The sequence below is a fragment of the Pseudomonas sp. 39004 genome (assembly GCF_028682155.1).
Lineage (GTDB): Bacteria > Pseudomonadota > Gammaproteobacteria > Pseudomonadales > Pseudomonadaceae > Aquipseudomonas > Aquipseudomonas capeferrum.
On record NZ_JANIAG010000080.1, the window covers coordinates 1 to 23,963 of the forward strand.

Annotated in this window: 21 protein-coding genes and 2 pseudogenes; 12 read left to right on the plus strand and 11 right to left on the minus strand. The window is 63.9% G+C overall.

All coding sequences use genetic code 11. The annotated features are described in order from the left end of the window. Positions 1 to 2: 2 nt before the first annotated feature. The 10 genes and pseudogenes from NP534_RS15100 to ku all read left to right on the plus strand — a co-directional run bounded on the left by NP534_RS15100 (position 3) and on the right by ku (position 8,796). A complete protein-coding gene (locus tag NP534_RS15100) occupies positions 3 to 851 on the plus strand; it encodes a Dyp-type peroxidase (protein ID WP_274099229.1) in 849 nt (282 codons plus the stop codon). A gap of 89 nt (positions 852 to 940) precedes the next feature. Next, a complete protein-coding gene (locus NP534_RS15105; protein WP_274099230.1) occupies positions 941 to 1,849 on the plus strand; it encodes an aldo/keto reductase in 909 nt (302 codons plus the stop codon). A gap of 4 nt (positions 1,850 to 1,853) precedes the next feature. Beyond that, positions 1,854 to 3,137 carry an NTP/NDP exchange transporter gene (locus NP534_RS15110; protein WP_274099244.1) on the plus strand — a complete coding sequence of 428 codons (1,284 nt, stop codon included), beginning with the start codon at positions 1,854 to 1,856 and terminating at the stop codon, positions 3,135 to 3,137. Between the two features lie 222 nt (positions 3,138 to 3,359). Next, positions 3,360 to 3,479: pseudogene (locus NP534_RS15115) on the plus strand (general stress protein); the annotation flags it as partial. A 62-nt stretch (positions 3,480 to 3,541) separates the two neighbouring features. Continuing rightward, the gene (locus NP534_RS15120) at positions 3,542 to 3,739 is read left to right on the plus strand and encodes a hypothetical protein (RefSeq protein ID WP_033697948.1); all 198 of its coding nucleotides are present in this window, start codon (positions 3,542 to 3,544) and stop codon (positions 3,737 to 3,739) included. Positions 3,740 to 3,756: 17 nt separating this feature from the next. Further along, positions 3,757 to 5,091: an iron-containing redox enzyme family protein gene (locus tag NP534_RS15125; protein WP_274099231.1), complete on the plus strand. Its 1,335-nt coding sequence runs from the start codon at positions 3,757 to 3,759 to the stop codon at positions 5,089 to 5,091. After that, positions 5,091 to 6,044, plus strand: a complete 954-nt coding sequence (locus NP534_RS15130; protein WP_274099232.1) for a class I SAM-dependent methyltransferase — start codon at positions 5,091 to 5,093, stop codon at positions 6,042 to 6,044. The genes NP534_RS15125 and NP534_RS15130 overlap by 1 nt, the downstream gene beginning before the upstream one ends. Before the next feature lie 3 nt (positions 6,045 to 6,047). Then, positions 6,048 to 7,169, plus strand: a complete 1,122-nt coding sequence (locus NP534_RS15135) for a carboxylate-amine ligase (protein ID WP_274099233.1) — start codon at positions 6,048 to 6,050, stop codon at positions 7,167 to 7,169. A 72-nt stretch (positions 7,170 to 7,241) separates the two neighbouring features. Further along, positions 7,242 to 7,823, plus strand: coding sequence for a 5'-methylthioadenosine/S-adenosylhomocysteine nucleosidase family protein (locus tag NP534_RS15140; RefSeq protein WP_033697944.1), 582 nt, complete (start codon positions 7,242 to 7,244; stop codon positions 7,821 to 7,823). A 112-nt stretch (positions 7,824 to 7,935) separates the two neighbouring features. Then, positions 7,936 to 8,796, plus strand: coding sequence for a non-homologous end joining protein Ku (gene ku, locus NP534_RS15145; RefSeq protein ID WP_274099234.1), 861 nt, complete (start codon positions 7,936 to 7,938; stop codon positions 8,794 to 8,796). 98 nt (positions 8,797 to 8,894) lie between these two features. On the opposite strand, the gene NP534_RS15150 is transcribed toward ku, so the two are convergent. From NP534_RS15150 to araD1, 9 genes and pseudogenes are all read right to left on the minus strand, one after another. Further along, positions 8,895 to 9,557 carry a glycosyltransferase gene (locus NP534_RS15150; protein ID WP_274099235.1) on the minus strand — a complete coding sequence of 221 codons (663 nt, stop codon included), beginning with the start codon at positions 9,555 to 9,557 and terminating at the stop codon, positions 8,895 to 8,897. Further along, positions 9,554 to 10,153, minus strand: a complete 600-nt coding sequence (locus NP534_RS15155) for a class I SAM-dependent methyltransferase (protein WP_033697940.1) — start codon at positions 10,151 to 10,153, stop codon at positions 9,554 to 9,556. The genes NP534_RS15150 and NP534_RS15155 overlap by 4 nt, the downstream gene beginning before the upstream one ends. 10 nt (positions 10,154 to 10,163) lie before the next feature. Next, positions 10,164 to 10,913, minus strand: coding sequence for a PIG-L deacetylase family protein (locus NP534_RS15160; RefSeq protein ID WP_047583198.1), 750 nt, complete (start codon positions 10,911 to 10,913; stop codon positions 10,164 to 10,166). Continuing rightward, positions 10,910 to 11,953, minus strand: coding sequence for an acyl-CoA dehydrogenase family protein (locus NP534_RS15165; protein WP_274099236.1), 1,044 nt, complete (start codon positions 11,951 to 11,953; stop codon positions 10,910 to 10,912). The genes NP534_RS15160 and NP534_RS15165 overlap by 4 nt, the downstream gene beginning before the upstream one ends. After that, a complete protein-coding gene (gene ligD, locus NP534_RS15170) occupies positions 11,953 to 14,448 on the minus strand; it encodes a DNA ligase D (protein ID WP_274099237.1) in 2,496 nt (831 codons plus the stop codon). Before ligD ends, NP534_RS15165 begins: the two co-directional genes overlap by 1 nt. A 132-nt stretch (positions 14,449 to 14,580) precedes the next feature. Beyond that, positions 14,581 to 16,160 (minus strand): annotated as a pseudogene (locus tag NP534_RS15175) (aldehyde dehydrogenase (NADP(+))). Between the two features lie 43 nt (positions 16,161 to 16,203). After that, on the minus strand, positions 16,204 to 17,757 hold the full coding sequence (locus tag NP534_RS15180; RefSeq protein ID WP_274099238.1) for a UxaA family hydrolase: 1,554 nt from the start codon (positions 17,755 to 17,757) through the stop codon (positions 16,204 to 16,206). Between the two features lie 28 nt (positions 17,758 to 17,785). Continuing rightward, on the minus strand, positions 17,786 to 19,105 hold the full coding sequence (locus NP534_RS15185; RefSeq protein ID WP_274099239.1) for an MFS transporter: 1,320 nt from the start codon (positions 19,103 to 19,105) through the stop codon (positions 17,786 to 17,788). A 64-nt stretch (positions 19,106 to 19,169) separates the two neighbouring features. Further along, positions 19,170 to 20,168: an AraD1 family protein gene (gene araD1 / locus NP534_RS15190; protein WP_274099240.1), complete on the minus strand. Its 999-nt coding sequence runs from the start codon at positions 20,166 to 20,168 to the stop codon at positions 19,170 to 19,172. Between the two features lie 105 nt (positions 20,169 to 20,273). Between araD1 and NP534_RS15195 the strand changes: the two genes are divergently transcribed. Further along, on the plus strand, positions 20,274 to 21,191 hold the full coding sequence (locus NP534_RS15195) for a LysR family transcriptional regulator (protein WP_274099241.1): 918 nt from the start codon (positions 20,274 to 20,276) through the stop codon (positions 21,189 to 21,191). A 20-nt stretch (positions 21,192 to 21,211) separates the two neighbouring features. Here NP534_RS15195 and NP534_RS15200 read toward each other — a convergent pair whose 3' ends face one another. Next, on the minus strand, positions 21,212 to 22,042 hold the full coding sequence (locus NP534_RS15200) for an NAD-dependent epimerase/dehydratase family protein (protein WP_274099242.1): 831 nt from the start codon (positions 22,040 to 22,042) through the stop codon (positions 21,212 to 21,214). Positions 22,043 to 22,120: 78 nt separating this feature from the next. Continuing rightward, complete coding sequence (locus NP534_RS15205) at positions 22,121 to 22,846, minus strand: oligogalacturonate-specific porin KdgM family protein (protein WP_033697931.1); 726 nt, start codon at positions 22,844 to 22,846, stop codon at positions 22,121 to 22,123. Between the two features lie 360 nt (positions 22,847 to 23,206). On the opposite strand from NP534_RS15205, the gene NP534_RS15210 reads away from it, so the two are divergent. After that, a partial coding sequence (locus NP534_RS15210) for an enolase C-terminal domain-like protein (protein ID WP_274099243.1) occupies positions 23,207 to 23,963 on the plus strand: 757 nt, incomplete at its 3' end.

Consider the following 23,963-nt stretch of genomic DNA (forward strand, 5'->3'; position numbering starts at 1 on the left):
CGGTGCCGGCCCATGCCCGCCACCTGTTCTTCACGCTGCACTCCCCCGAAGCGTTGCCCGCTGCACTCGACGCCTTGCTGCCGCAGGTCGATGGCGAACAGCTGATCCTTGGCGTCGGCGCACCCCTGGCCAAGGCCCTGGGCCGCGAAGTCCCGGGCTTGCGGGCCTTCCCGCAGCTGGATGCTGCGGTCGAGAACCCAAGCACCCAGCACGCCCTGTGGCTGTGGCTGCGCGGTAACGAGCGGGGTGACTTGCTGCTGCGCGCCCAGGCCCTGGAGCAGGCGCTGGCACCGGCACTGCACCTGGCAGACTGCATCGACGGCTTCCTGCACCGGGGCGGGCACGACCTGACCGGCTATGAAGACGGCACCGAAAACCCGGTGGACGAAGAGGCAGTGCAAGCGGCCATCGTCGACGCTGGCCAGCCCGGCCTCAGTGGTTCCAGCTTTGCCGCGTTCCAGTTGTGGAAGCATGACCTGACGTACTTCAAGTCGCTGCCCCAGGCAGACCAAGACAACATCATCGGCCGCCGCCTGGCCGACAACGAAGAACTCGACGACGCCCCGGCATCCGCACACGTCAAGCGTACCGCCCAGGAAAGCTTCGAACCTGAAGCGTTCATGGTCCGTCGTTCGGTCGCCTGGGCCGACGCGCGAGGCGCAGGCCTTGCCTTCGTTGCCCTGGGCCACAGTTTCGATGCCTTCGAAGTGCAACTGCGGCGCATGAGCGGCCTGGAAGACGGCATCATCGATGGCCTCTACCGTTTCAGCCGGCCACTGACCGGCGGCTATTACTGGTGCCCACCCCTGGGTGATACCGGCCTGGACCTGCGCCTGCTGCTGCAGGCCTGATCGCTAAACATCCAGATACAGAATCACTCGCCGGCGCAGGGTAGAGCGGCTAGCCTTGAAAGTTTCCGATTCATGACGGGAGCTTTTCCATGTACGCACGTCGTGATGTCCTGCGCGCCAGCGCGGCCTTGGGGCTGCTGGCCGCAAGCCCCTGGTTGCACGCTGCCGCACCCAGCGGGCTACTGACCCGCAAGATCCCATCCACCGGTGAAGCCCTGCCGGTGATCGGTGCCGGTACCTCTGGCAGTTTCGAAGTCGAAGCCGGCACTGCCGAGTACCAACAGCTGGCCACGGTGCTCAAGGCCTTCTTCGAGGGTGGCGGCAGGGTCATCGACACCTCGCCCAACTATGGCGGCGCCGACAGTATCCTTGGCCAATTACTGGAAGAAGGCGGTTGGCACCGGCAGTGCTTCCTTGCCACCAAGATCGCCGCTGACAGCCTCGCCGACGCGCAAGCGCAGTGGGCCGGCAGCCTTCGCAGCCTGCGCACCGACAAGGTCGACCTGCTGCAGATCCACAACCTGCGCGATTGGCAGACCCAGCTGCCCTATGCCCGTGAACTCAAGCAGCAGGGCAAGACCCGCTACGTCGGCATCACCCACTACCTGAACAGCGGCCAGGATGAAGTCGCCAGGATCGTGCGCAGCGAGCCCTTGGATTTCATCCAGATCAACTATTCGGTCAATGCGCCACATGCGGCGCGCGAACTGCTGCCGCTGTGCCAGGACAAGGGCGTTGCAGTGCTGATCAACCGGGCGTTCGACGATGGCCGGCTGTTCGCCAAGGTCAAGGGCCAGCCCTTGCCTGGCTGGGCTGCAGAGGCAGGTATCGGCAGTTGGGCGCAGCTGTTTCTCAAGTTCGCCATCAGCCACCCGGCAGTGACCACGGTCATACCCGCCACCAGCCGCCCTGATCGACAGCTCGATCAGCTCAAGGCCGGCCACACGCCGCTGCTCAGCCAAGCGCAGCAACAGGCGCTGATCGACCAGTTTGCCTGACGCGATGCAAGGCTGGCGGCGGCGCCTGGGCAACGGGTTGAATCTTCAACCGGGTGAAGGGCCTGCGGTGCTTGCCGGGCTGTTGTTGTTCTACCTGCTGTTCAGCGGTTACTTCATGCTGCGCCCGGTGCGCGAGACCATGGGCGTGGCCGGTGGCGTAGACAACCTGCAATGGCTGTTTACCGGCACCTTCGTTGCCACCCTGGCGTGCCTGCCGCTGTTTGGCTGGCTGGCGTCGAAAGTGCGTCGGCGGCATATCCTGCCGTGGACCTATGGCTTTTTCACCAGCAACCTGCTGCTCTTCGCCGTGCTCTTTGCCCGTGATCCAGACGGTCTGTGGACGGCACGGGCGTTCTACATCTGGCTGTCGGTGTTCAACCTGCTGACCATCTCGCTGGCCTGGAGCGTGCTTGCCGACCTGTTTTCCACCGAGCAAGGCAAACGCCTGTTCGGCCTGCTGGCGGCCGGTGCCAGCCTGGGCGGGCTAAGCGGGCCGATCCTGGGCACCGTGCTGGTGGGCCCGCTGGGGCATGCCGGCCTGCTGGTGCTGGCGGGCCTGTTCTTGCTCGGCAGCACGGGCGCAACGCTGTACTTGCAGCGCTGGCGGGCCCGTCATCCACTGCCGGCGCACCTGCAGCGCTCGTCGTCGAAACCCTTGGGTGGCAACCCGTTCGCCGGCGCCACGGCGGTGCTGCGCTCTCCCTATCTGCTGGGTATCGCGCTGTTCGTGGTACTGCTGGCCAGCGTCAGCACGTTCCTGTACTTCGAACAGGCGCGCATCGTCAGCGAGACCTTCACCGACCGCACACGGCAAACCCAGGTGTTCGGCCTGATCGACACCGTGGTCCAGGCCTTGGCGATCCTCACCCAGGTGTTCCTGACCGGGCGCCTGGCCCGGAGAATGGGCGTGGGGGTGCTGCTGGTGGCGGTGCCGTTGGTAATGGCTGCAGGTTTTGTCTGGCTGGCACTGGCGCCGGTGTTCGCCGCCTTCGTCGTGGTGATGGTGGTGCGCCGGGCCGGTGAGTATGCGCTGGTGCGGCCTGGGCGCGAGATGCTGTTCACGGTCCTGTCGGCAGAGGACAAGTACAAGGCCAAGAACTTCATCGACACGGTGGTCTACCGCGGCGGTGACGCCCTTAGCGGTTGGGTCAAGCGGGCACTGGACGTGATGGCCGAGCACCCGCAACTGGCGATGCTGATGGGGGCCGCGATAGCCCTGGGGTGGGCGGCGACCGGCGGCTGGCTGGGGCGGCGGCAGGCGCGTCTCGATACAACGGATACCGAGTAAGCCAGACGTCACTTGGCGCACCAAATATGCAGCTGCCGCTTATTTAATGCCACCGGTCCGAACCTGTCGCAATAAAACGAATCCCTCGATATCGCCGAACTCCGAACCTATGTACGGCACAGTGCCGTGCTTCCTGAAGTCATATGAGGTTTCACGACCATGGCTAACAAAGAGAACAGCCGCACCGGCACCCAGGGCAAGGAAGGCAGCCAAGGCGGCAGCAAGAACCCGGGCAACTTCGCCAACGACCGCGAGAAGGCCTCTGAAGCGGGGCGTAAAGGTGGCCAGTCTTCGGGGGGCAACATGCCTCACGACACCAGCCGTAAAGGCGGCCGTTCGTAATTGAGGAATACGCAGTGCCGGGGCGACCTGGCACTGCAATTGAACACAACGGAGGACTTCCCATGCGATTGACTCATTGGGTCGCCCTGGTGGGCGCCATGACGCTGATGGGTGGTTGTTTCGACCGAGACAACAATCACCCCGGCAAAGACGCCGACCCCAGCAAGCCATCGTTGCAAATGCAAAAACCGGATGATCTGCCAGCGCCGCAGCCTGCGCCTGACCCCGAGCCTATGCCGGGGCAAAAACCGGCCCAATAAGTTCAGAGGAGCTCGGCATGACGGTCATTACCCGCAAGGCCGCTGCTGATGCAGGGGCTCGCGCAGCAAACCTGAGCCTGCAACACCGGTACCAGAACCTCCTGGAAGGCCCGGACGCCACAAGCGCCGCCTGGCTGCGTGAACAAATCGCGCGCGTCGAGCACTGGCCGGATGATTTGCCTGACACCCCCGCACAGCTCCCTGCCTGGAGCGATCATCATGCCGGCGAAGTCGCCAAGGCCTATGCCGACTACCTGCAGCAACGCCGCCAAGGTGCGCCACGCCACTTCTTCAGCAACCGCGCCCATGCCCTGTGGTTTCTGCAGCAGGTTGCACCCACCAAGGCGGTGGACGGTGCCTGGCTGCACGGCACGTTGCAGCACTGGCGCGACCCGCGGTACCACGGGCTGATCCGCACCTACCTGGAAGAGCTGGGCAATGGCGACCCGCGTTGCAACCATGTGCTGATCTACCAGCGGCTGCTGAGCCGTCTGGGCTGCCTGGAACTGCCCCAACTGGACGACCAGCGCTACTTGCAAGGTGCCGTGCAACTGGCCCTTGGGCAGCACGGGGACGCATTCCTGCCCGAAGTGCTGGGGTACAACCTGGGTTACGAGCAGCCGCCGCTGCATTTGCTGATTACCACGTATGAGCTGGCGGAGCTGGGCATCGACGGCCATTACTTTCAGCTGCATGTCACCATCGACAACGCCGCCAGCGGCCATGCCCAGCTGTCCATCCAGGCGTTACGGCAACTGTGCCCGGCACAGGACGCACAGCACTTCTACCAGCGGGTGCGGCGCGGCTACCGGTTGAACGACCTGGGCACCCCAGCGACCGCATTGGTCGCCGAGTTCGACCTGCAGGCACAGCTGTTCGCAGCGCTGGAGCGCAAGCGCCAATACGGCCAGTTCATGCACGCCGATCACTGCCGTTTGCAAAAGCGCACCATCAATCAATGGCTGGCCGAGCCCGGCGCCATGCCGGCCTTCGTCGATGCGCTGCAGGCCCAAGGGTGGATCCGGCGCGGGGAGAACCCGGTAAACAGCCGCTGGTGGAAACTGATCGACGGACCTGCTGCGGCCATGTTCGGCGTATTCACGGCCTACGAGAAGCAGTTGTGGCACGACTGGATCGCTGGCGACTGGCAGGCGCCTATCCGGCGCGTCATGCCGGGTAGCTGGGACATCAACGTGTCGGCGGATGACAGGCCCATGGTCAGCCAGCGCCCAGAGACTGTGGAGGCCCTGGTGCAGCGCATGGCCGGCAACCGTCACGCGTCGCCGGAGGGGCTGTTGGCTACTCAGGCCTTCGTCAACGCCACTGGCCTGGTTCAAGAAGGATGTCAGTGATGATGTTAGACCCAGAGCAAGCCCAGGCAGACCTGGCACTGCTGCAGCTAGGCAAGCGCTTGCGTGCGGACGTTTACCGCTTCACCTGTGTAACCCCCGCCACCCATGCGCGCAACAACGCCCGTGACAGCGCCCGGCAGGCGAGCAACTTGCGCGACGTGTTCGGCTGGAGCCGGCCGTTTGCGCCTTCGTTGCTTTCGGCCGACGAATTGCAAGCGTTGCAGCATGCGCAGGTGCTAGAGCAGCGCGGTGAACTGCTGGCCAGCAAGGTGCGTTGGTCGAGCCTGGACGACCTGTTGCTGGTGCATTCCGCGTACCCCACACACGCCAGTGACGCGGTGTTCTTCGGCCCCGACAGCTACCGCTTTGCCCAGGTCATTCATGACCATCTGCAACGCTGCCCGGATCGCGTGGAACACGCGGTCGATATTGGCTGCGGCAGTGGCGTGGGGGCATTGCTCATCGCCCGCGCCGCCCCCCATGCCCAAGTCAGCGCGCTGGACATCAACCCGCTGGCGTTGCGCTATACCGCCATCAACGCGGCCTTGGCGGGCATCAGCAATGTGTCCGTGGAGCCGAGTGATTTGCTTCACGGCATTACCGGCACCTTCGACCTGATCGTGGCCAATCCGCCCTACATGCTCGACCACAATGCGCGCACCTACCGCCACGGTGGCGGGGCGCTGGGCGCCGAGCTGTCACTGCGCATCGTCGAACAGGCCCGGGAACGCCTGAGCATGAGGGGTACCTTGTTGCTCTACACCGGGGTAGCGATTGTAGAAGGCCGGGACGCGCTGCTTGAGGCTGTTCGCCTGCGCCTGGCGGGCCCGCAATGGTCCTGGGTATACCGGGAAATCGACCCCGACGTGTTTGGCGAACAGCTTGACGAACCCGGCTATGAACACGTCGAGCGCATTGCCGCCGTTGCGCTTACCGTTACCCGTAACGGTTGAAGCATGGCCCGGCCTTGTACGTTTGGCATCGAGGAGGAATACCTGTTGGTGGACCTGGCTACCGGCAAGGTGCCGGCGATGCCTGCCTCGGGCCTGGTCAGGCAGTGTCGTGAAGTACTGGGGCAGCATTTTGCCCAGGAGATGTTCCGCAGCCAGATAGAAGTCGCCTCTCCCGTGTTCGCCAACCTGTTCGAGGCGCGCGAGTTCTTCTCGCATGCCCGGCAGCGATTGAGCGAGGTGCTGGCGGCACAAGGCATGGGCCTGTATGGCGCGGGCAGCCACCCGAATGCAGCCTGGCTGCGGCACAAGCCTGCGCCGTGCGTGCACTACCGCCAGTTGTTCGACGACTACCAGCATGTGGCGCGGCGCAGCCTGCTCAATGGCTTGCATGTTCACGTGGGGGTGCCGGCGGACTGCGACCGCATGCAATTGATCAATCGGCTGGTGCACTGGCTGCCGCTGCTGCTGGTTCTCAGTACCTCCTCACCCTTGTGGCTGGGCCAGGGTACCGGCTACATGAGCTACCGGCGGGTCATTTGTGGCGAGTGGCCGCACATGGGGTTGCCCGAGCCGCTGGCCGACTGGTCTGCCTATGAACGCTACCGGGCTTTGCTTCAGCGCACCGGCTCGTTGGCTGCTGACGGTGACTTCTGGTGGGCCATCCGGCCGTCGCGACGTTTTCCCACCGTCGAGCTGCGTATCTGTGATGGCTGCCCCTGCCTTGAGGACGCCTTGAGCATCGCCGGGGTGTTTCGCCACTTGGTGGAACACAGCTTGCAGCCAAGGCAGGCGCGCGCACCTTTCAACCGGGAGTTGCGCTGGGTCGCGCAGGAGAATTACTGGCGCGCCCTGCGCTACGGCCGCCAAGGCCAGTTCATTGGTACCCAGGAGCAACAGCCGGTCACGGCCGAAGGCTGGCTGGCGCAGTTGCAGGGGCAGTTCCCCGTCGACACCGTGGACGCCGAACGCGCCTTCGAGCATGCCCGGCGTATCCTGCGTGAGGGCACCAGTGCCGACCGACAGCTTGAATGCCTGGAGCAGGCGTGCGCCGCCGGGAAGAACGCCACCGAAGCGCTACAGGCCGTGGTCGAGCAGGTGATCAGGCAAGGGCATACGCAACAGTAGCCGGGGCTTGCAATTCGGCAGGGTTGGCCGAAAATGGCCGCGCCTTTTGCAGCCACCCGGAACCCCTGCGCCATGATGCTGATCAAGCAATTCCCCGACATTTCACTGGATGACACGCTGTTCGTCTTCGCCCTCGAGGCCGAGGCTGGCACTGTGTTTGCTGAGGTGAACACCGTGTTCACTGGCATCGGCAAGGTCAATGCTGCTATCGCGCTGACCAAGGCCATCGCCCAACGCAAGCCCAAGCTGATCGTCAACCTGGGTTCTGCCGGCAGCCAGGGCCATGGCAAGGGTGAAGTGGTGTGCTGCACCCGTTTCGTCCAGCGCGACATGGATGTCACGCCACTGGGCTTCGCCCGCTATGAGACGCCGCTGTCGGACATCCCCGTTCTGCTCGAACACGGCGAGCCAATTCCAGGGCTTGCCCTGGAAACCTGCGGCACAGGTGACAATTTCGAAACCAGCCACGGCAAGGCACCTTACGACGTCGTCGACATGGAGGCCTACGTACTGGCACTGATTGCCCGCAGCGAAGGCATTCCATTCGTCTGCCTCAAATACATTTCCGACGATGCCGGCAGCGAAGCCGCAGACGATTGGTCGGTGCAAGTGCACCTGGCCGCCGAGGCCTTCAAGCGCGTGTTGTTCAGCTAAGCACCGAGTCGCTGCCCGCCGCAGGGCAGCCTGACTAAACCTTCCCAGCGCGCCGCAGTCACTTCAAGTAGAGGCTCCGATAGGCGCAGGGCTGGAGGGAGGTGACTTAACCATGGCAAGGGCAATCTGGAAGGGCGCGATCAGTTTCGGGCTGGTGCACATCCCCGTCTCGCTGAATACTGCGGTGCGCACCGAGCGGGTCGATTTCGACTGGCTGGACAAACGCAGCATGGAGCCGGTCGGTTACAAGCGAATCAACAAGGTCACCGGCAAAGAGATCGATAAGGACAACATCGTCAAAGGTGTGGAGTACGAGAAAGGCCGTTATGTGGTGATCAGCGAGGAAGAGATCCGCACGGCCAGGCCTGAAGCGACCCAGACCATCGATATCTTCTCGTTCGTCGATGCCGGCGAAATTCCCCTGCAGCATTTCGATACTCCGTATTACCTGAGCCCCGACCGCCGCGGCGGCAAGGTCTATGCGTTGCTGCGCGAAACGCTGGCCAGCACCGGCAAGGTGGCGTTGGCCACGGTGGTGTTGCATACCCGTCAGCACTTGACGCTGCTGCGCCCGCTGGATGATGCCCTGGTGATGATCACCCTGCGCTGGCCCGAGGAAGTGCGCGGGTTGGAGACGCTGGAGCTGGACAAGAGCGTGACCGATACCAAAGTGGACAAACGTGAACTGGACATGGCCAAGCGGCTGGTCGAGGACATGAGCGGCTCATGGCAGCCGGATGAGTATCAGGATGCGTTTCGCCAAACCATCATGGACCTGGTGGAAGAGAAAGCCAGCAAGGGCAAGATCAGCGTGGTGGAGAAGGGCGAGGGCGATACTGCAGAGAAAGGTGCCGACATTATCGACCTTACCGAACTGCTCAAACGCAGCTTGGGCGGCAAGGGTGGGGCGGCGGGGAAGAAAAAGCCCGAGGCCGAGAAGAAACCTGCAAAGCGTACGCGCAAGGCTTCATGAGTCATGGCTGAGATTTTGGGGGCAGTCCAAAAGAACGCGATCGGTGTAGGAGCGGCCTTGCGTCGCGAAAGGGCTGCAAAGCAGCCCCAGGATCCCAATCACGACACCGTCACCTCAAGGCTCGCCAAATAATCCCCAAACCCCTCCCGCGCCCGGCTGTCCCGCCGGCTGCTGGTGGCCACACTATGCCGTGCCGTCCACGAAATCTGCGCCCCTTGCGCTTCCAGGTCGCGCACCAACTGTACATCCTCATGCGCTGGCAACGGCTGGAAGCCGCCAATCTGCAGATAGGCCTGCGCGCTGACCCCAAGGTTGGCACCGTGAACATGCCGATGCCCTTCACGTGCCTCGTAGCGGCTCAGGTACAGCCGACGCAAGGCAGCCTTCTGCCAAGGCTGCCAGCATTCCACATGCACCGTTCCACAGACCACATCTGCCCCAAACGCCAGTTGCGACAGCAGCCAGTGCGGCGGCACCTGGCTGTCGGCATCGGTACAGGCCAGCCAGCTGGCGCCTTGTTCGATCACCTTGGCGGCCCCAGCCCTGCGTGCCATGCCAACGTTGCCGGCGTGAACGTCCAGCGTCTGCACGCCATGACGCCTGGCCACCGCCGCGCTACCGTCACTGCAGCGGTCCAACACCACCAGGATGCTGACCTGGTAGCCCGCTTGCTCGGCCTGCGCGGCCGCGACCTTGACCGCCTTGAGGCACCGGCCCAGGCGGCGCGCCTCGTTGTGCGCGGGGATCACCACGGCAATCATGGGCAGGTCTCGTCAAGGTCCACCACGCTGGGCTGGCATGACCAATATTCGAGTAGAAAGTCCGCTTCCTCGTGGCGATACACCGGATACAGCGGTAGATGCTTGCCCAGCATCCGGTGCACCTCGCGGCCATCCTGCGGGCAGCCCGCGATCGGGTGTTTCCAGTGACAGGCCAGCAAGCCGCCGTCATAGCTCAGGCTGGCGACCGACTGCTCGATGACCTGCAGCCAGTCTGTCGGGTCGAGGTAGTAACCCAGCTCACTCAACACAATGAGATCGAAGCGCCCCCCGGGCCAGTCACCCGGTAGCTTGCCTAGTTCGACCGAGGCGTGGCTCACGTTCGCGAGGCGTTCACGGGCCAGGCCCACCGCGGTCGGGTCCAGGTCCTGGCACAGCAGGTCGGCACAACGCTCGGCCAGCAAGGCGCTGAGTTCGCCGTTGGCACACGCCGGTTCAAAAACACGCTGGTAGCATTGGCGAGGCAGGCTGGCCATGACCAGCTCGCGCTTGCGCTTTTCATACCAGCGGGTGCGGAAGGCCCAGGGGTCTTCGCTGCTGGCGTAGAGGTCGGCGAAGTATTGCGCGTCGAGGCTCATGTCGATTCCCTTACAAGAACACCAGTTCGAATGGCTGTAGCAGGCAGTCCTGCAAAGCGGCGGGCAGCACGGGCGGTTGGCCGTCATCCGGCTCCAGCTGGCTGGCGTGCGCAGCCAGGGCCTTGCGCTTGCGGGCCAGGCGGGCTTCATCGAGCTGCACGCGATGAGCCCGCGGCCAGGGCAGGCGAGGGTCGTCCGGTTGCGCCCAGTGCCACGCCCATACCGGTACCTCCACCAGTTGCACCTTGCGCGCCAGTGCCGATTGCGCGGCGGCCCTGCCAACCGCTTCGTGATCACAATGGCCATCGTTGCGCCAGGTGGCCATGAGCAGGTCGTCGGGCTTGAGCAGCTGGCTCAGGTGGTTGACCAGAAAAGCCTCGTCGCGCGGTAGCGCGCCATCCTTCAGGTGCAGCCTGCGCCAGTCCAGGCGGTTGAGGTCCAGGTCGAGCTGTTGCAGGGCGTGGCGGCTCTCCAGCGGCCGTTGCCTGCGCAAGCGGTGCTCGGTCCAGTGCCTGGAGCCTGGGTGGCTGCCCTCGCCATCGGTGGCCGAAATCAGTACCAGGTCTTCTTCGCGCCCGTGAAAGCCCGCCAGCAAGCCGCCCGCCATGAGAATTTCATCATCCGGGTGGGGGGCGATCAGTACCAGGCGACGCCCCGGCGGGCACAGTTGCCCGGGGTCGATCCAGGTGGCCCTGGCCAGGTGCGCGGCATGCTGCCAGTCAGCCCAGGGGGTGCCGTTGCTGGACGCGATCAAATTCATAACTGCCAAGCTCCTGCTGGCAGGTTCGCCAGCTGCTGTCCGAGGGCTGCCAGATCACGCTCGGCGTGGCTCTGGCGCATAAAGACCGGCAAATCGGCACTCAACCGGGCAAAGTGGCTGCTGCGGCAGAACGGCGAGGCACCCAGTGCCCGCCCCACGTGATGGATCACCTGCTCGACGGCTTGTTCGACCTGCGCGCGGGTGCGCCGCACCTCGAAACTGGCATCCGCGCTTGGCTCGCGGTCGATCCAGGCTGCACACTCGCGCAGCGCCGCCCTGGCACCAAGCAAGGCCGCGTCGACCGCGCCTAGGTGGGCGTCGGCATGCGGGTCGGGGCGCGGGTTGCGACAGTGTTCGCGCAGGTAATCGGCCAGTGCCTCCGCCGCGCCGTACCAGCAGGCCGCAATGCCAGCCCCGCCGTGCCAGAAGCCCGGGCGCGACAGGTATTGCCCCGGCTTGCCGATGGCGATGCCGGGCGTATGGTTGAACTCGACGTCGACGCTTGCCGTGGTGGCCATGCCCACAGCTTGCCAGTGCTCGATGTTCAAGCCTTGGCTGGGGTGCGACAGCTCTATCGCTACCAACTGCGGTTGTTCGTCATCACCCCAGGCGGTGATGAGCGCGCGGTCGATCTGCAAGGCGCCCGAACACCAGGCCTTGCGGCCAGCCAGGCGCACCTGCTCGCCCTGGCGTTCGACGATACGTGCGCGGGCATTCGGCGGTTCGGCAGCCCACACGCCCCAGATACCCTCCTGGGCATGGTGCGCGGCCCCGCATTCGGCAAGGATCGCCAAGGCATCGGTATGGCCCTCGTAGAGTTTGGCCAGGGCCATGTCACAGCCAGCGATGCGTGCCAGGCTCTGCCACCGCCGCAAGGTGTTGCCTTGGCCCGGCAAGGGCAGCAGGTCAAGGTGGTCAGCCTGCAACGCCTGGATCAGCGCTGGCAGCTGGGTATCGAGGTTGAGCGCCTGCGGCCGTTCGGTAAAAGCGCGCAACAGCCGGTCAAGGTTGTTCAGATCAAAGTCCTGAATGATGCTCATCAGCCCAGCCCTAGCTGTTTGCGCATGCGCGCGGTGATCGATTGACGGGTCTTGCCCATGTCGGCCCACGGGTCGTCCACTTCGGCCAGGCGTTCGTGCAGGTTGCCGATGTGCCATTGGTTGGCGCCCTTGAGTTGCGCCAACTCTTCGCGCCAGATGGGCACGGACACCGGCAGGCCTTCTCGCGCCCGCAACGAATAGGCACACGCGGTGGTAGCGCCTTGGCCATTGCGCAGATAGTCAATGAAGATGCGCCCGACTCTGTTCTTCGGCCCCGACACGGCGCTGAGCCGATCGGGGAACAGATTGGCCAGGTAATCGACGATGGCATGGCTGAAGTCCTTCACCTCGTCCCAGCCCGCTTTGCGGGTCAGTGGCACGACGAGGTGGATACCCTTGCCGCCGCTGGTTTTCAGGAACACCTTCAGGCCGAGCTCGTCGAGCAGGGTCAAGGTCAGTTGCGTGGCCTCCAGCATGGCCTTCCACGGCAGCGCAGGGTCCGGGTCCAGGTCGAGGATGAAGCGGTCCGGCTTGTCGAAATCCTTGTCGGTGGCGTTCCAGGTATGCAGTTCGAGCATGTTCATTTGCACCGCGCCCAGCAGGGTGTCGGCGCGGTTGATGACCATGGCGGCCTGGCCGGCCGCTTTCTTGTCGTAGCTGACCACATTGGGGATGTGCAGCTGGTCGGCGTTTTTCTGAAAGAACAGCTCACCCGCCAGGCCATCGGGGGCGCGTACCAGCGCCACGGGGCGGTTTTTCAGTTGCGGCAGAATCCACTCGCTGACCTGCGCGTAGTACTCGGCCACCTGGCGCTTGGTGGTTGCGCGGGTGGCGTCGATGATGCGCTCAGGGTGGGTCAGGCGCAGTTCGCCCAGCGCCTCGGGTTTGCGCTGAGCCTTGGGCTTGGCGACGGACTTGCCAGGCATGGCGTGCTCCAGATCGATGGCGGTGGCAGGTTTGTCATCCCGCAGCCCATGGAACACCGCGTGGCGCACCACTCCGTCGCGGGTCATCTGGGCGTAGGCCACTTCGGCCAGCAGGGTCGGCTTGAGCCAATGCACCCCCCGCGCTTCGGCACCGGTCGGTGGTTGGCTCAAGGGTGGTTTGGCCGTTTGCAAAGGCTTGAGCCGCGCATGAATGCTGTCCAGGGTGGCCGCGCTGAAGCCGGTGCCTACCTTGCCGGCGTAGCGCAACTCGCCGCCCTCGTCGTGCACGGCCAGTAGCAACGCGCCAAAGGCGCTGCGGCTGCCCTTGGGGTCGGTGTAGCCGACTATCACGAATTCCTGGCGTTGCTGGCACTTGAGTTTGATCCAGTCGGCGCTGCGTCGGCCGGTGTAAGGGCTGTCGGCGCGTTTGCCAATCAGGCCTTCGAGCTTCATGCGGCAGGCGCTGTCGAGCAGTGAGTCGACTGGCTGATCAAAGTCTTCGGAAAACCGCAGCCACTCTGAGTCGTCCTGGTCCAGCAATTGCTGCAGGGTGTGGCGCCGCTCTTGCAGTGGTAATTGGCGCAGGTCCTGGCCGCCCAGAAAGGGCAGGTCGAACAGGTAATAGAGGATGTGCTGATCGTCTTCGCTATCGAAGGCGTTCTGCAGGGCCTGGAAGTCCGCCACGCCGTGGGCGTCGTTGACCACCATTTCGCCGTCCAGCCAGGCAGAATCGAGGCCCAGGTTGCGCAGCGCGGCTTGCTGATGCGGCAGCTTGGCAGTCCAGTCATGGCCGTTGCGGGTGTACAGGCGTACGTCATCACCGTCGATGCGCGCGAGAATCCGGTAGCCGTCGAACTTCACCTCGTACAACCAATCGCCGGCCGGTGGCGAGTCGACCAGGGTGGCCAGTTGCGGTTGCAGCGTATCGGGTAGCGCGGCCTGCTGGGCGCTCGCCTTGCGTTTGCGTGGTGTACGGGGCGCCGCCTTGCCGGCCGTTTTTCGCGCCCTGGGGACCAGTGTCCGCTCGCTGAGCACGCTGTCGGGCTGAGCCTCGACGATGCTGTACTCGGCCTCGCTGCGGGCTTCGCCATCGTGCGACTTGACCAGCATCCACTGTTCTTTCTTGCCCCCAAGGTGGGTGCGAAACAGGTTCCATACGCCATTGAGTTTCTCGCCCTGCAAGCGAAAACGCAGCTTGCCCTTGGCATAGGCCTGCTGCGCGTCACCTTCGGGCTCCCAGATGCCCCGGTCCCAGACAATCACGTCACCGGCGCCGTAGTGGCCTTCCGGGATATTGCCCTCGAAGTCGGCGTAGTCCAGCGGGTGGTCTTCGACGTGTACGGCCAGCCGGCGAACCTTCGGGTCCAGCGAAGGGCCCTTGGGGATCGCCCAGCTTTTCAGCGTGCCGTCGAGCTCCAGGCGAAAATCGTAGTGCAGGTGGCTGGCGTCGTGCTTCTGGATGCAGAACTGCAGGGCATGGGGCTGCTTGCCACGGCCACGGTTACCGCTGGGCTCGGGCGTGGCGTTGAAATCGCGTTTGCGCTGGTACTCCTGCAGGGGTTTGGCCATGGCGGGGTCCTGAAGAATCGCGGGGGCTCTTCAGGTGGGAGAGGGCAGTGCGAAGGGAGTTCAAAATTTCCGTGTGGGCAGCCGCCCCCTCAACGCACCCCGGTGTTCGTCGGGGCGGCTGCACGGCGGCCCTCAGCAGGCTGAACGGCTAGCCTCTCCATCGACCAAGCGCCAGATCCCCAGCGGGTTGGCGTTCTGTAACGCCGGCGGCAGCAGCTCATCCGGGTAATTCTGAAAACACACCGGCCGCAGGAAGCGGTCGATGGCCAGCGAGCCCACCGACGTGCCGCGCGCATCCGAGGTGGCAGGGTACGGGCCACCATGCACCATCGCATCGCACACCTCGACGCCTGTCGGGTAGCCATTGAGCAACACGCGGCCGACCTTTTCCTGCAGCAGCTCGCTCAGCCAGGCGAAGCCCGGCAGCTCCGCTGCTTCGCCCATCAGCGTGGCAGTCAGTTGCCCGCGCAGGGCCTGCACGGCCGCTTTGAGTTGCGCCTGGTCTTCGACTTCGATGATCAGGGTCGCAGGCCCGAACACTTCTTCCTGCAACAGCGGGTCGCCGTTCAGCAGCATGCCGACATCCGCCTGGAACAGCTGCGGCTGCGCTTGGCGCTCGCCTTGCTCGGCGCCTGCCAGGTGGCTGATGCCGGGGTGAGCGTGCAGGTGCTGCAAACCCTGGCGATAGCTGGCCAGGGTGCCGGCGTTGAGCATGGTTTGCGCCGGCTGGTCGGCCATGTGCGCTTGCAGGTGCACGACAAATTGGCTGAATGCGGCTGAGCGCAACCCCAGGATCAGGCCGGGGTTGGTGCAGAACTGGCCGCAGCCAAGGGTCACCGATGCCGCCAGTTCGCGGGCCAGCGTGGCGCCTCGCTGTGCCAGCGCCTCAGGCAGCAGGATTACCGGGTTGATGCTGGACATCTCGGCGAACACCGGAATCGGCTGCGCCCGTTCGGCGGCCATGCGCACAGCGCGTTACCGCCCTTGAGCGAGCCGGTGAAACCGACGGCCTGGATGGCCGGGTGCTTGACCAGCCATTCGCCGACACCGCCGCCGTAGATCATGTTGAACACGCCCGCAGGCATCGCGCTGCGTACCGCCGCCCGCAGGATGGCATCGGCCACCGCTTCGGCGCTGGCCATGTGGCCGCTGTGCGCCTTGAACACCACCGGGCAGCCTGCGGCCAGCGCCGAGGCGGTATCGCCACCGGCAGTGGAGAATGCCAGGGGGAAGTTGCTGGCCCCGAACACGGCCACCGGGCCGACCCCGATACGGTACTGGCGCAGATCCGGGCGCGGCAGTGGCTGGCGCTGCGGCAGGGCCCGATCGATACGTGCGCCATGGAAATCGCCCCGGCGCAGCACCTTGGCGAACAGGCGCATCTGGCCACTGGTACGGGCCCGCTCGCCCTGGATGCGGCCTGCGGGCAGGGCGGTTTCGCGGCAGACCGTGGTGATGAAGTCGTCACCCAGCGCATCGAGTTCGTCGGCAATGGCATCCAGAAACACTGCGCGTCGTTCGGCAGGCAGGTTGCGATACGCCGGGAAGGCGGCGGCTGCAGCGGTTGCAGCCGCATCCACTTCAGCTTCGGTGGCTTGGCTGAAAACGCCCGGTAATGCTTCACCTGTGCTGGCGTCGAGGCTGACAAGCCGGGTGCTGCCTTGCGCCGAGCGCTGGCCGCCGATGTAGTTGTGACCAAGAATCTGGGTCATGAAAGCTCCAATAAACGTTAAAACGGGTACGTGAAGCGAACCGTCAGGTGATGGCGCCGATCTGCCAAGGCACGAACTCGTTCTGCCCGTAGCCGTGCTGTTCACTCTTGCTGCGTTCGCCCGAGGCGATGTGCAGCATCATCTGGTAGATGTGCAGGCCCCGTTCTTCGATGGTCATGCTGCCGTCGGCGATGCCGCCGCAATTGACATCCATGTCATCTTCCTGGGTTTCCCACAGGCGCGTGTTGGTCGCCAGCTTGATCGACGGGGAGGGCGCGCAGCCGTAGGCCGAACCGCGGCCGGTGGTGAAGGCGATCAGGTTGGCCCCGCCAGCGACCTGGCCGGTGGCAGAGATCGGGTCGTAGCCGGGCGTGTCCATGAACACCAGGCCATGGGCGCGCACCGGTTCTGCGTATTCGTAGACATCCACCAGGTCGCTGGAACCGGCCTTGGCCACCGCCCCCAGTGACTTCTCCAAGATGGTGGTCAGGCCGCCGGCCTTGTTACCGGCAGAGGGGTTGTTGTTCAGTTCGGCGCCCATGCGTTGGCAATAGGCTTCCCACCACTGGATGCGCGCGATCAGTTTTTCACCGACCTGCTGGCTTACCGCGCGACGTGTCAACAAATGCTCGGCGCCGTAGATTTCCGGGGTTTCCGACAGTATCGCGGTGCCGCCTGCGGCCACCAGCCGGTCCACGGCATTGCCCAGGGCGGGGTTGGCGGTAATCCCCGAATAGCCGTCCGAGCCCCCGCATTGCAGGCCGACCGTGAGGTGGCGCACGCTGACCGGCTGGCGCTCGACCTGGTTGGCTTCGGCGAGCAACGCCTTGACCTGGGCAATACCGCTGGCGATGGTCTTGCTGGTGCCGCCACTGCCCTGGATGGTGAAGGTGCGCAGGGTGTGGCTGCTTTCCAGCCCCTGCGCGGCGAGCAGGTCGGGGATCTGGTTGGTTTCGCAGCCCAGGCCGATCAGCAGCACCGAGGCAAAGTTGGCGTGCACGGCATAGCCACCCAAGGTACGGCGCAGCATGGCCAAGGCTTCGCCGGAGGGGTCGACGGCGCAACCGACCCCGTGGGTCAGCGCCACCACGCCATCGACGTGCGGATACGGCGCCAGCACCTCGGGGTGGATGTCCCGGCGAAAGTGGTCGGCGATCGCCCGGGCCACGGTGGCCGAGCAGTTCACCGAGGTGAGGATACCCACATAGTTGCGCGTGGCGACCCGGCCATCGGCCCGCACGATGCCCATGAAGGTGTCATCGTTGGGCGCCTGCACACCCCGGGCATCGACGCCAAAGGCGTAGTCGCGAGCAAAGTCGCCCATGGCCAGGTTGTGCACGTGCACATGCTGGCCCGCTGCGATGGCCTGGCTGGCGAAGCCGATGATCTGGCCGTAGCGGCGCAACGGCTGGCCGACAGCCAGGTCACGCGCAGCGACCTTGTGCCCGGCGGGGATGGCCTGGCGAACGGTGATGCCTTCGTCCAGCAGCAGCCCTTCGGGCAGTGCCTGGCGGGCAATCAGCACGTCATCGAGCGGGTTGAGTCGGATCACGGCGTTGGCAGTGTGTTCGCTGCCTGTTGTTGTAATGAGTTGCATGACAATCACCTCAAATAGGGTGCGGGGCTCAGGCCAGCCCGCGCTCGCGATAGTCGATCAGGCCAGAGAACAGCATCAGGCCGAAGGCCATGACCACGAAGAAGATCAGGGCAAGGAAGTAGGAACCGGTGAACTGCACGATTAAGCCGATCAGGATCGGCACCAGCACGCCGACCATGTTGCCGCAGAAGTTCATGCTGCCACCCAGCACGCCAGCTTTGGACTTGCCGCCGAGAATGGCCGGCAGGCACCAGTACATCCCGCACCAGCGGATGAAGAACAGCGCCACGCACAGCAGCGCGATGACCCGCGCGGCATCCGGGGTATACGCCACCAGCAGGATGCACAGCGCGGCAACGGCGGCCGAGCCTGCAAACATGCTGCGCATCACCGTGTTCGGTTGGCCGCCGTTGGCTTTCCACTTGTCCGAGATCCAGCCGCCGATCAGCTCACCGATAAAACCACACATGAAGATCAGGAAGGTGGCGCCACCCATGGCCTTGATATCGAGGTTGTGGGCTTGGTGCAGGTAGCTCGGCATCCAGGTCAACAAGCCGTAGAACACGCTGTTGTAGCAGGCGTAGCCGGCGAACATGCACAGCACCGAGCGGCTCTTGAGCAGTTCCTTGAGCACCGCTTTGCGGTTGCCGTTGGCCTGGGTCGCGGCATCGTTGGCCTGGGTGATGTAGGCAAGCTCGGCAGCGTTCACCTGCGGGTGTTCGCTGGGGTGGTTGCGGATGTACCACCAGGCCCAGATACCTGCCGCTACGGTGCCGACGCCGGCGATGATGAAGGCGATGCGCCAGGAGTCGAACCAGGTGATCAGCCCCGCGATGATGATGGCGCCAAACGCGGTGCCCAGCGGCGCGCCGCCGTCGACCAGGGTCGCCCCTCGGCCACGTTCGTTGGGGGTCAGCCAGGCCCCGTTGAGCTTGGCACCCGCCGGCATGATCGGCGATTCGGCCACACCGAGGCCGATGCGGGTGACCAGCAGGGTGATCCAGTTATGGGCAAAGCCGCCCAGTGCCTGGAACGCGCCCCAGCCGATGGTGGCGACACCGATGATATTGCGCACCTGGAAGCGATCGAGCAGCACACCGGCCGGGATCTGCATCAGCGCGTAAGACCAGAAGAACGCGCTGAGGATCAACCCCTCAAGTGCGGGCGTAAGTTCGAACTCGGCAGAAATCAACGGCAGGGCCACCGACAGCGAAGCCCGGTCGATGTAGTTGATCGCTGCCAGCAACAGCAGGATCAGGAAGATCCGCCAGCGCACGGTGGTCGGTCTGGCGGTGTCTGTGCTGGCCGTGGCGGCGGCCGAGGCCGCGGTGTAAGGGGTGTTCTTCATGCTCATCTCACTTTTGTGATTGTTATGAAATGCCGCGGCGGCGCGGCCCTGCGCCGCCATCGGTTCAGAGCGTCTTCACCTCGCCAGGTGAGATGGCCGAAGGCGTCACGGCAATGCCATTGCACAACGGGGCGCCGAAATCGGGCAGGCTGATCTCGAACACATCGCCCTCGACCGGCTTGATCTGGTCGGCGAACGACAAGGTCGCCGTGCCGAAGAAATGAATGTGCACATCGCCCGGGCGCAGGAACTGGGCGTACTTGAAGTGGTGATACTCCAGGTTGTCCAGAGAGTGGCACATGTTGTCCTCACCGCTGAGGAAGGCCTTTTCCCAGATCACCTGGCCGTCGCGACGAATCCGGCTGATGCCATCCAGGTGGCGGGGCAGTTCACCCACCCGCAGTTCGGGGCCGAACGAGCAGCTACGCAGCTTGGAGTGAGCCAGGTAAAGGTAGTTGCGCCGTTCCATCACATGGTCGGAGAACTCGTTGCCGATGGCAAAGCCCAGGCGGTAGGGCTGGCCGTCATCGCCGATCACATACAGGCCGGCCAGTTCAGGCTCTTCGCCGGCATCCTCGGCAAATGCCGGGCTCTGCAACGCCTGGCCGGGCCGAACGACGATGGAGCCGTCGCCCTTGTAGAACCACTCCGGCTGCACGCCTGCGGTGCCTGGCGCAGGGCGCCCGCCCTCGATCCCCCACTGGAAGATCCGCGCAGTGTCGGTCAGTGTGGCGGCATCGTCGGTTTTCTGTTGGTGCATCTTGTCGCGGGTCGAGGCACTGCCCAGGTGGGTCAGCCCGGTGCCGCTGATCAGGCAATGGGCCGGGTCTTCGTGGTCCAGCGGGGGCAATACCCGGCATTCGCTCAAGGCCTGGCTGTAGCGTTGTTCGGTGCTGTACAGGCCACGCTCGCGTACTTCGGCGGCCAGGCTATGCTGCTTGCCGATCGCGGCCAAGGCCAGTTCGCGCATGGAGTGGGTATCACGCACGACCTGGATCAGGTCGCCTTCAACTACGCCTACGTGACGTTGGCCTGGGGTGGTTTCAAATTGGATCAGGCGCATGCTGGCTCCTGTGTTGTTCTTGTGGGGATGCCGACACTTTAATTTTCCCCGGCGTTGCTGCCTAATGAGAGCTGCTGACCCCGTGATAACTTTAAGTGATCCCCTATGCTGCCATCCTTGAGCTCCATGGCCTCTCGCCTTCGCTTGCGCCAGTTGCGGCTATTGATCAGCCTCGACGAGCTGGGCTCCATCCATAAAGCGGCCGAGGCAATGTCCATCACCCAGCCCGGCGCAACCAAGGCCCTCAACGAGATTGAATCAACGCTTGGCGCGGTGCTGTTCGAGCGCACCAGCAAGGGCCTCGAAGCCAATGACCTGGGGCGGTGCGTGCTGCGCTATGCGCGGTTGATCAGTAATGACCTGGCACACCTGCGGGAAGAAATGCTGGGGATTCTGCAAGGCCATGGGGGGCGCTTGTCGGTTGGCACCATCATGGGCGCGGTACCGATACTGGTGGAAGGCTTGGCGCGCCTGCGCGACAGTCAGCCAGACCTGTCGGTCTCGGTGGTCGAGGACACCAGCGACCGCCTGCTCAACTTGCTCGACCAGGGCCGCCTGGACGTGGTGATCTGCCGGACCAGCGTCAGCCCGCGCCCCGCCGCGTACGACAGTCGGCCCAAGCACCAGGAACAGTTGGTGTTGGTGGCCAACCCTGGGCACGCCCTGGCCGGCAGTGAGTCGTTGAGCCTGGGCCAATTGGCCAGCTCACGCTGGCTGGTGTTCCCGGTCAACATGCCCATGCGCTTGACCCTGGAGCGCGAATTCCGCGAAGCGGGCCTGAGCTTTCCGCAGTACCCGATTGAAACCTCCTCGACCTTCACCACCTTGTCGATGCTGCTGCAAGACCCTGGGTTGCTGGCCGTGATGCCATGGGATGTCGCCAAGGTCGCGGTGGACCACGGCATGCTGGTGCGCCTGCCGTTGCAGTTGAAGTCGCGCAGTGAGCCGTACGAAGTGGTTACGCGCAAGGACGTGGAGCTGAGCACACCAGCGCAGATGCTGGTGAGCATCCTGATGGCCTGAGCCCGCTGGCGTTGGCGCCTTCAGTCACCGAAAGGTCCGGCGGCGGTGAACGCGCCACCTTGCAGGTGCGCACTGGCATCGTCAGCAGCAGGCTTGGGCTGTTGCGCAAGCTTCTCGCGAAAGCGCTCCGAGCTGTCCTGCGGGTTGAAGCCCAGGTGCGCGGCGAAGCGGTTGTCCCACCACAGCTCACGGTTTGCCGAAACCCCATACACCACGGTGTGGCCAACGTTTTTGGCGAGCAACGCACGTTCTACCAGGTGCGCAAGGTCCGCATAACTCAGCCAGGTCGAGAGCATGCGCAGGTTGCGTGGCTCGGGGAATGACGAGCCGATGCGCAGGCTCACGGTTTCGATGCCGTACCGGTGAAAGTAGAAGGTGGCCAGGTCTTCACCATACGACTTGGACAAGCCGTAGTAGCAGTCCGGGCGGCGCACAGACTGCGCATCCACCGTCTCGTCCTGCGGGTAGAAGCCAGTCACATGGTTGGAGCTGGCGAACACAACCCGCTTGATGCCGTGCTTGCGTGCGGCCTCATAGACATGAAAGGTGCCGCGAATATTGGCGTCGAGAATGTCTTCGAACGCACGCTCCGTGGAAATTCCCCCCAGGTGAACGATGGCGTCCACGCCTTGGGCAAGCGCCAGTACCCCGGCCTTGTCCGCCAGGTTGCAACTGATCACCTCTTCATGGTCGCCAGCCGCTGGCGCCATCGCACTGATATCTGAAGCGCGCACGACAGTGGCGTGGGCCTGCAAGGCTTCGCGCAGGATCTGCCCGAGCCCGCCGGCAGCGCCGGTCAGCAGCAAGCGGTTGAAGGGTTTGCCCGACGTGGGCGAGGCGGGTGTGGTCATGGTCAGCACCTTGGCTTGAAAGGTCGTTGGGGGTAGCGATAACGCCGGGCCACCTGGCAGGCACCCGGCAGCGCGGCATTACATGAAGTTGTACTGGACGCCCAGGCGCCAGCGGGCCTGGCGGTCATCGGTATAGGCGTTGACCTTGATGTCACCCACCTCCATGAACGGCGCCCACTGCTTGTTGAGCTTGTACTTGATGATCAGGTTCTGCTCGTAGTCGCTCTTCTTGTTGTCGTAGCGGATGTAGTCGGTGTCGAAGTGGATGTACTGGTATTCGAAGGCCCACGGGCCTTTCGGGGTGTAGCCCAGCCAACCTTCGAGGCGCGTGGTGTTCTGGTTGTCCTTGGCTCGGTCCGCCTTGGAATGATCGATCTGGTCGCGGTCGAGGTTGCGCGCGTCATGCCGCACACGGGTGGCGACGTACCAGGTGTCGCTGATCTTGTAGCTGTACTTCAAGCCGAACTTGTAGGCGGTGGCGTCCTTGGAGCTGTCCATCTGGAACGCCGGGGTAAGGGTCGACTTGGGGCTCAGCTTGTAGTTGTAGTCCACGGTGAACTCATGGCCGTTGTTGACCATGTTGTCGTAGGCCACGTCCTCACGGTCGCCGGCGGTCTTGTACTTGATCTCGGCGGCGAACCCCAGGCCGGTTTCCATCCGGTAATTCAGCTTGATGCGGTCGGAATGGATGCTGTCGTCTTCGGTGTAGCCGTGGCGGTAGTTGAGGCTGGCCGAGTCTGCGCAGGCATAGAAAGACAGGCCGAGTGTGCTGACAGCAATGAGATTGCGGAGTGTGGTGTTCATTCGATCTTCTTTTCTTGTTTTTGTTGAGGTCGTTTTGAAGCGGGTGGTCACCATCGGATGCGGTGGAGGGCAGGGTGCCGCGATCAGATGCGGCAAAGTTATCGTACAACATTTGGGTTGTCTACGATTTCTTGGGTGGTTGTCGGATGACTTCTTTTTAAACGCCTGAGATGCGCTTTCTAGAGGGTTTTATACGAATAGATAAATGCGACACACGTCCCAAAAGACGCAAATAGGTGCTCGCGCCGGCCGGATTTGAAAGTTTTAAAGGGGTGCTTTTCAAAAGTTGTATGATGACGTAGGATTGCCTCCAGAGCGTGACTCACCCGCCACAAATCCAATAAGAAGGCTCAGACGTCCATGATCATCACTGCTGTAAACGTCCAGGTTTTTTCCTACCCCACGCGCCGCGCTGTCGACAGTGCCGGCCATGCCCACCCCGGTGACGTGACCCAGGCCAAGATGGCGTTGCTGCGCATCACCACCGAATGCGGCAACGAAGGCTATGCACTGGGTGCCCCTGAACTGATCCGCCCGTACGTGCTCGATGGCTTCGTGCGCAAAGTGCTGGTAGGCGCCAATGCCTTTGATCGCGAGAAGATCTGGCACGACCTTGCGCACTGGCAACGCGGCAGCGCCAGCCAGTTGACCGATCGCGCTCTGGCACTGGTCGAGCAGGCCTTGTGGGATTGGGCCGGGCGCAAGTTGAACGTGCCGGTGCACAAGCTGATTGGCGGCTACCGCGACAAGGTGCCTGCGTATGGCTCGACCATGTGTGGCGATGAGCTCGAAGGCGGCTTGTCCACCCCTGAGGAATACGGGCGTTTTGCCGAAACGCTGGTCAAGCGTGGCTACAAGGCCATCAAGCTGCACACCTGGATGCCGCCGGTATCCTTCGCGCCCAGCGTGAGCATGGACATCAAGGCCTGCGCCGCCGTGCGCGAAGCGGTCGGCCCCGACATCGCACTGATGATCGACGGCTACCACTGGTACAGCCGTACCGACGCCCTGACCATCGGCCGCGCCCTGGAAAAGCTCAACTTCGCCTGGTTCGAAGAACCGATGATGGAAGACTCTGCCGAATCCTATGCCTGGCTTGCCGGCCAGCTGGACATCC